Source organism: Methylobacterium variabile, from assembly GCF_001043975.1.
GTDB classification, from domain to species: Bacteria; Pseudomonadota; Alphaproteobacteria; order Rhizobiales; family Beijerinckiaceae; genus Methylobacterium; species Methylobacterium variabile.
In genome coordinates this window covers 1-647 of sequence record NZ_LABY01000557.1, presented here as the reverse complement: position 1 = coordinate 647, position 647 = coordinate 1, and the positions used below count along the sequence as shown (strand labels likewise).

Here is a 647-nt window from a genome sequence, read left to right as displayed (position 1 = left end):
TCCGTCTCGTGGGCTCTGGCAAGAGCACGGTCGCCGGCCTTCTGGCCGAGCGTCTCGGATGGGATTTCGTCGACGGCGATTCCTTCCACAGCCCGGACCACGTGGCCAAGATGCGGGATGGCCACGGCCTCGACGATTCCGACCGCGCGCCCTGGCTCGCGGCCATGGCGGCCTGGATCAGCACCTGCATCGAAACCGGACGACCGGGCATCCTCGCCTGCTCGGCCCTGAAGCGGGCCTACCGCGATGCGCTCGTCCAGGGGCGGGCAGGCATCCGCATCGTCTATCTCGACGGCGACAGGGATCTGATCGCGGCCCGCATTGCCCGCCGGGCCGGCCACTTCATGCCGGCGGCCCTCCTCGACAGCCAATTCGCCATCCTCGAACCGCCGGGCCCGGAGGAGGGGGCGCTCGCGGTGCCGATCGCCGGCAACGCGGAGGCGATCGTGGCAACGATCCTGACCGAATTGGGTTTGCCCTCCGACGATTGAGACGGCGCGGGACACAGCATGAAGTCGGGCCACCCCTCCGGCGATCGACGGATCGCCTTCGTGATCTCGGACGTGGACGGCACCCTCGTCACCTCCGACAAGAGCCTGACACCGCGCAGCAGGGACGCGGTGCGGCGGCTCGATGCGGCCGGCATC

The 647-nt window shown here is 69.7% G+C and carries 2 protein-coding genes; both read left to right on the top strand.

Annotated elements, in window-relative coordinates; genetic code table 11:
* Positions 1–8: 8 nt before the first annotated feature.
* Complete coding sequence (locus VQ02_RS34470) at positions 9–491, top strand: gluconokinase (RefSeq protein WP_157080943.1); 483 nt, start codon at positions 9–11, stop codon at positions 489–491.
* Between the two features lie 18 nt (positions 492–509).
* Positions 510–647, top strand: a 138-nt coding sequence (locus VQ02_RS37960) for an HAD hydrolase family protein (protein WP_157080942.1), incomplete at its 3' end; no start/stop codon positions are given.